This window comes from Kaistella sp., from assembly GCF_049588135.1.
Lineage (GTDB): Bacteria > Bacteroidota > Bacteroidia > Flavobacteriales > Weeksellaceae > Kaistella.
The window spans coordinates 1-5,543 of sequence record NZ_JBAVFG010000209.1 but is presented as its reverse complement, the minus strand read 5'-3'; the positions used below and the strand labels follow the sequence as shown (position 1 = coordinate 5,543).

Annotated in this window: 5 protein-coding genes; 4 read left to right on the top strand and 1 reads right to left on the bottom strand. The window is 36.8% G+C overall.

Features of this window, described 5'->3' with window-relative positions:
- Both WBY99_RS11395 and WBY99_RS11390 read left to right on the top strand, forming a co-directional pair.
- A partial coding sequence (locus WBY99_RS11395; protein ID WP_423976456.1) for a WYL domain-containing protein occupies positions 1–227 on the top strand: 227 nt, incomplete at its 5' end.
- 171 nt (positions 228–398) lie between these two features.
- Positions 399–2,585 carry a polyribonucleotide nucleotidyltransferase gene (locus tag WBY99_RS11390; RefSeq protein ID WP_423976457.1) on the top strand — a complete coding sequence of 729 codons (2,187 nt, stop codon included), beginning with the start codon at positions 399–401 and terminating at the stop codon, positions 2,583–2,585.
- A gap of 30 nt (positions 2,586–2,615) precedes the next feature.
- On the opposite strand, the gene WBY99_RS11385 is transcribed toward WBY99_RS11390, so the two are convergent.
- A complete protein-coding gene (locus tag WBY99_RS11385; protein WP_423976455.1) occupies positions 2,616–3,995 on the bottom strand; it encodes an RtcB family protein in 1,380 nt (459 codons plus the stop codon).
- Positions 3,996–4,091: 96 nt separating this feature from the next.
- Here WBY99_RS11385 and WBY99_RS11380 point away from each other — a divergent pair, with 96 nt between their 5' ends.
- The gene (locus tag WBY99_RS11380; RefSeq protein WP_423976454.1) at positions 4,092–4,424 is read left to right on the top strand and encodes a HopJ type III effector protein; all 333 of its coding nucleotides are present in this window, start codon (positions 4,092–4,094) and stop codon (positions 4,422–4,424) included.
- A 113-nt stretch (positions 4,425–4,537) separates the two neighbouring features.
- A partial coding sequence (locus WBY99_RS11375) for a helix-turn-helix transcriptional regulator (RefSeq protein WP_423976453.1) occupies positions 4,538–5,543 on the top strand: 1,006 nt, incomplete at its 3' end.

Below are 5,543 nucleotides of genomic sequence, written 5' to 3'. Positions count from 1 at the left end.
CTTTCACGCCTCTTCAAGGAAAATACATCAAAAATCTTCCACTCCACCATTCACAAGAAATTTTAATTGATGATGAAAATGAGTTGAGAATTAAATTAAATCTTGCTTCCACTTTCGATTTTGAGCAGGAATTATTGCAACATTCCGAACAAATTACCATCATTTCTCCCAAAAGTTTCAAAACAAGAATGAATGAAATTTGGAAGAATACATTAAAATCAAATTAATTACATTTTCATTACACTTTAAATTTATTCTGTTTCCCACTCAATTGCTACATGAGATTTGCTTTTTATACCAAAATTCACTCAATAAAAATCCGTATCTTTGCACCCGTAAAAACAAGTTTATACATTAACCGCAATCAATACGGATTGCACAGAAGAAACAAACAATTTATGAATGCTCCACAAGCAATTATTGAAAAAATTCAATTAAGCGATGGTAGAGAAATTACCATCGAAACAGGAAAGTTAGCGAAACAAGCTAATGGCGCTGTAGTAGTAAGAATGGGAGGCACCATGCTTCTTGCAACAGTTGTCGCCAGCAAAGATGCGAAACCAGGTGTTGACTTTTTACCCTTAACAGTAGATTACAGAGAGAAATTCTATTCAGCAGGAAAAATTCCGGGAAACTTTTTCAGAAGAGAAGCAAGACCATCTGACGAAGAAATTTTAACAATGAGATTGGTTGACCGAGTTCTTCGTCCACTTTTCCCATCAGATTTCCATGCAGAAGTTCAGGTGATGATTTCACTGATCTCTTACGATAAAGAATGTATGCCAGAATCTTTGGCTGGATTAGCCGCTTCTGCAGCAATCGCAATTACCGATATCCCTTTCAACGGACCAATGTCTGAAGTTACCGTAGCAAGAATCGACGGAAAATTGGTTGTAAACCCAAGTATGGAAAATTTAGCGAAAGCAGATTTAAATATTATGGTTGGAGCAACTAAAGATTCTATCGTAATGGTAGAAGGTGAAATGCAAGAAATTTCTGAACAGGAAATGATTGAAGCCATTAAATTCGCACACGAAGAAATTAAAATTCAGGTAGCAGCGCAAGAAAGATTGGCCGAGAGAGTTGGTAAATCTCTTCCAAAAAGAGAATATTCTCACGAAGATCACAACGAAGAAATTCGCGAAAAAATTTGGGCAGCAACTTATGATAAAGTATTAGATATTGCAAAAACTCCTTCTGCTAAAGAAGAAAGACATGATAATTTCCAAGCTGTTTTAGCTGACTTCTTAACTCAGTATTCTGAGGAAGAATTAGAAACAGTAGCACCTTATGCAAAAATCTATTTCCACGATGTAGAAAAAGAAGCGATGCGTCAAATGATTTTGAACGACAAAATCCGTTTGGATGGAAGAAGCCCGGAAACAATTCGTCCGATTTGGTCAGAAGTTGATTATTTACCAGGAGCTCACGGTTCTGCAATCTTTACCAGAGGAGAAACTCAGTCATTGACTGCAGTAACTCTAGGATCTGTAAAAGATGCAAACATGGTGGACACCGTTGCAATTAACTACGATCAAAAATTCTTTTTACACTATAACTTCCCACCGTTCTCAACCGGTGAAGCAAGACCTTTAAGAGGAACTTCAAGAAGAGAAGTAGGTCACGGAAACCTGGCTCAAAGAGCTTTGGCGAAAATGATCCCTACAGAAAACCCATACACCATCCGTATCGTTTCTGATATTTTAGAATCAAACGGTTCGTCTTCTATGGCGACAGTTTGTGCCGGAACTTTAGCATTAATGGATGCCGGTGTACAAATTTCAAAACCAGTTTCCGGGATTGCAATGGGATTGGTAACTGATCCAAAATCAGGAAAATTCACCGTACTTTCTGACATCTTAGGAGATGAAGATCACTTAGGTGACATGGATTTCAAAGTAACAGGAACTGCAGACGGAATCACTGCTTGTCAAATGGACATTAAAGTAGAAGGTTTAACAATGGACATCATGGAAAAAGCATTAATCCAAGCGAAAGACGGAAGACTGCACATCCTTAATGAATTATTAAAAACTCTTGACGCACCAAGACCAGACGTAAAACCACACGCACCGAAAATGGAAGTATTGGAAATTTCGAAAGACTTTATCGGAGCGATCATTGGACCTGGAGGAAAAATTATTCAGCAAATGCAGAAAGATTTCGAAACCGTTATCGCGATTGAAGAAATTGGCGAAATCGGAAGAATCGAAATTTCAGGTGTAAGCAGAGAAAATATCAACGCAACAATTGCAGCGATTAACGAGATCTGTTTCGTTCCCGTTGTTGGCGAAGTTTACAAAGGAAAGGTTGTGAAAGTAATGGATTTCGGAGCATTCGTAGCGATTGCAAAAGGAACTGAAGGCTTATTGCATATTTCTGAAATCGAATGGGCTCGTTTGGACAAAGTTCCGTACAACGAAGGCGACGAAGTGGAAGTGAAATTCATGGGCTACGACGATCGTAAGAAAATGAAATTGTCGAGAAAAGTGCTTTTGCCACGTCCAGAAAGACCGGCGCAGAAGCCGAGAGAAGACAGACCGCAAAGTAATCAGGAAGGTCAAAAACCAACTGAACAAGCTTAAAAATAGAAATCCCGCGATGAGCGGGATTTTTTATTTACTAAATTTTTTCTTCCTCTTCCAAGGCGCATTTTTCTGGACATCTCCTGCCATAATACAGCCGTAAGGTAACACTTCATCCAAAATTTCGCAAAGGTTATATTCTTCAATTTGTGACCTTACATTTTGTGCGTTTTTATAAGCACTCGGAAGTTCTGAAATATCAATATCATTGGTGAAAAACCGAATATCCAAACCTTTCGTTTCTTCTTCAAAAATCTCTTCTGTGGTTTTATGAGTCAAAGATTTTTTGTGCTGAGTTCGGCTGAAGTTTCTCCCTGCACCGTGAGGAGCAAAACCTAAATTTCTGTCGTTGGTTGTTCCTTGAACAATCAGCACAGGTTCCGCCATATTCAGAGGAATGAGTCTTGGACCTGTGATATCCGGCATAAATTTGTCGTCCAGCGGTGTTGCTCCTTTGGCATGGAAGAATAAATCTCCATCTCTGAATACGAAATTATGTTCATTCCAATATCGGTCTTGTTTTTCAGTATTTAATTTTTCTAAAGTTGCGTTATGAATGGCTTCATGATTTTCTTTCGTCCATTTTCTAATCAATTGTAATGCTTCCCAATACGATTGTCCTTCTTCGGTTTCAAACGGAATCCACGCATTTTCTTTTAAAGTTTCTGGCGAAATTTCTTCCCGAAAACGATTGGCGATTTTCATTCCTTTATCATACAAAATCGCTCCTGGAGCGCGAGAACCGTGATGAGTAATCATCATTGTATTTCCGGTGTTTTTAGAAATTCCGACAAATAAAAAGTGGTTTCCGTCACCTTGAGTTCCCATGTGCGAACGAGCAATGCTGATGAGTCTTTCTTCATTTAAAAAGAAATTTTCTCTGAAAGCATCCATTAATTCTTGGCTCATCGGCATCTGCGAACCACGATCTCTTCCTCCATATCCAAAATGCGTGATGGAATGTGCTGCATCCAAAACTTCTTTAGGATCAATCTTTCCAAAATCTGTCAACATCACCGAGCAACAAATATCTGCACTATGAAATCCCGGATGAATAGCGTTTTTCGCCACCACTAAACCTCCAACCGGAATATGTCCTTCAGGTCCCGTCGGACAAGCATCGGGCATAATTGCTCCTGCGATTAATGTTGGCGTTTTCATCAAAACTTTCATCGTATTGATTACTTTTTCTACGTTATCGTTTTCGCTTTCGTTTTCTGCTTTAATGTTAATGATGAAATCTGTTGGATTTTCATTTAATGGAATTGGATCAGGAGATTTAAACTGCTCCAAATATTCTAACATTTCATTTTTATCTAAATTATTCTCGTTGATGTATTCCAAAGCTTCGTTAAACCATTTTTTTGGTGTGTGTCCTAAAGCGATTAATTCGTTTCCTGTAATTTTCATTTTGTTGTTATTTGATGATGCAAAGTAAAATTACAAGTGCGCAATCTTTTTGCGTAGTTATAAAATTTTTAATTATTTTTGAGAAAATATTTAAAAATGATTTTAGAACAATTAAAAAACTCCTCAGAAACCATTGATTTTAAAGAAGTAATAGCTTATATCGACGAAAATTACGATTTCACGCCTACAAAATTTACGAATGGAAATACAGTAAATGAAGCCAATCAAAACAACGGTTCTTGTAAGGTTTTCAGTTTTGCGAAGTTGAATGATTTGTCTAAAAAAGAAACCTTGAATCTTTTCGGAGCGTTTTACAGAAACGATGTTTTAGAAAATCCGAACGGTGAAGATCATCAAAATATTAGAAATTTCATGAAATTTAGTTGGGACGGAATTGCGTTTGACGGAGAAGCTTTGAAGGTTAAATAATAGACGGATAGAGAATAGATTTTTACCACCCCGTCAAAAATTCTACGAATTTTCGCTACCCCTCCAAAAGAGTGGAATTATACCAACCTTAAACTCAACCTTAGCCTAAAACTATGTCATCCAACAAAAACGCCCTCATCCGCTACAAAACATTAGATAAATGTCTTAAAAACACTTTCAAAAAATACACTTTGGAAGATTTAATAGAGCAATGTTCTGAAGCTTTGTTTGAATATGAGGGAAAAGAATCTTTTGTCAGTAAACGTACTGTTCAATTAGATTTGCAGAATATGCGCAGCGAAAAATTCGGCTACGAAGCACCAATTGAAGTTTTTGATCGGAAATTTTACAGATACAGCGATTCGGAATATAGCATTCATCATATTTCGGTAACGGAAAATGATTTGAAAACGATGAACAACGCGATTCAAATTTTGAAACAGTTCAAGGATTTTTCGATGTTTAAAGAGATGAATGGTGTGATTCAGAAATTAGAAGATTCTGTGAATTCTGTTCAGGAAAAATCAATTATTCATTTGGATAAAAATGAACGCTTGAAAGGTTTGGAATTTATCGACGTTTTGTATCAAGCGATTTTAAATAAAAAAGTTTTACGGATTTTATATAAAAGTTTCAACGCCCGAGAAGCGCAATACATGAGCGTTCATCCGCAATTACTGAAAGAATACAACAATCGTTGGTTTTTGATTTGTTGGAATCAAAAAAGCATATTGAATCTTGCTTTAGATCGAATAGAAGAAATTCTTGTTGATGAACACTCGATTTACATAGATAAAGATTTCAATGCAGACCGGTATTTTGGGGAAGTAATTGGCGCAACGGTTTCAGAAACTCAGCGTCCACAAAATGTTATTTTCAAAATTACCAGAAAACACGCGCCCTACATTATTACCAAACCTTTTCATCACACCCAAGAAATTTTGGAGGAAGATGAAAACGGAATTACTTTTAAAATTTGCGTTCAATTGAATTTTGAATTAGAGCGCATGATTTTGGGAATGGGAGAATTCATCACGGTTTTGGCTCCGAGAAAACTGAAGCAGAGAATTGTAAAAAACTTGAAGTTGGCAGTGGAAAATTATCTTATAGATGATAAGG

What these genes read in the sequence shown, in the direction of transcription:
- WBY99_RS11390 (WP_423976457.1), top strand. Translation starts at nt 399, where the DNA reads ATGAATGCTCCACAAGCAATTATTGAAAAAATTCAATTAAGCGATGGT.
- WBY99_RS11385 (WP_423976455.1), bottom strand. Translation starts at nt 3,995, where the DNA reads ATGAAAATTACAGGAAACGAATTAATCGCTTTAGGACACACACCAAAA.
- WBY99_RS11380 (WP_423976454.1), top strand. Translation starts at nt 4,092, where the DNA reads ATGATTTTAGAACAATTAAAAAACTCCTCAGAAACCATTGATTTTAAA.